General features: G+C 35.5%; 2 protein-coding genes. Both read left to right on the plus strand.

The features are described from left to right. Positions 1-688 (plus strand): RHS repeat domain-containing protein (locus DWY55_RS22560; RefSeq protein ID WP_279387224.1); only part of this gene is annotated, 688 nt, incomplete at its 5' end. A gap of 4 nt (positions 689-692) precedes the next feature. Beyond that, positions 693-947 (plus strand): filament-A percursor, encoded by a 255-nt coding sequence (locus DWY55_RS21820; protein ID WP_117795925.1) that lies wholly within the window; start codon positions 693-695, stop codon positions 945-947. The last annotated feature ends 174 nt before the right edge of the window (positions 948-1,121 follow it).

The raw sequence follows: 1,121 nt of genomic DNA on the forward strand, positions 1-1,121 counted from the left end.
GCAGGCATACGACAGCAAGGGAGAGCTTGTCTGGGAGATGCTGCTGGACGTGTACGGCAAGGTGGTGGAATGCCATGGAAACCGAACGCTCGTGCCGTTCCGCTATCAGGGACAGTACGAGGATGAAGAAACGGGGCTGTATTACAACAGGTTCAGGTACTACTCGCCGGATATGGGGATGTATATTTCTTCTGACCCGATTGGATTGGCGGGTAACAATCCTACTCTATATGGGTATGTGCAAGATATAAATACGTGGCTGGATTGGTTTGGATTAAAATGTGCAAAGGTTTCTAAAAAAGGTCCTGATATTCCTGATTATCATAAAAAGAATTTCACTGATGGTATTGTTACTATGAGACAAGTCAATGGAGATGAAATCTTTTATAAGTACCATGGAAAATCTAATAGATTAGGTAGAGAATATAATTACGTTACAAATAAAAAATATACGTCAGAGAAAGTATTACGAGAGGAACTGGCAATTCTTGAAGAATGGGGAGTCGAAATAGAATCAGTTACGACATTTAAACCTCAAGCAGGAACTTGGATAGGCGAAGGTACCGCAGCTCGGCAAGTAAGTAGTGATGGTGCAGAAGTATTATCTGGTGGTGGTTATCAAGGTATAATTAACGTAAAGAATCTACCAAAATCAACAATTATACAAACTATTAAAGTCAACTTCTAAAAATATGAATGATATAAAAAGAATATTGATTGATTTAATTTCAATCTCTAATAATGAGAAAAGGATTGAGCTATATAAAAAATTTTATAATATAGTACAGGATTTTACTGTAAAACCCGAAACAGATATATTGGATAAAATATATACAAATCTCTCAGGATTGATAGCGCATTCTGAACTAAGTAAAAACGAATATAATGGATTAAAACTGTTATTACAATATTTAGAGAGATATGGCGCATCAGAAAACAATAGATAAAAATATAGAACTCCACTTATCTAAATACGAAATCGAAAGTCTTTATTTATCATCATCGAATATATAAATTTAATAATACATACATATATCAATAAATAACAAGATTATGCTCTTAGCGGACAGTCATATCACTATGGTAGTCGGGGTTGACGTCCATGTGACGACAGCTCCCCC

It is taken from the genome of Bacteroides sp. AF25-38AC (assembly GCF_003602995.1).
GTDB classification, from domain to species: domain Bacteria; phylum Bacteroidota; class Bacteroidia; order Bacteroidales; family Bacteroidaceae; genus Bacteroides; species Bacteroides uniformis.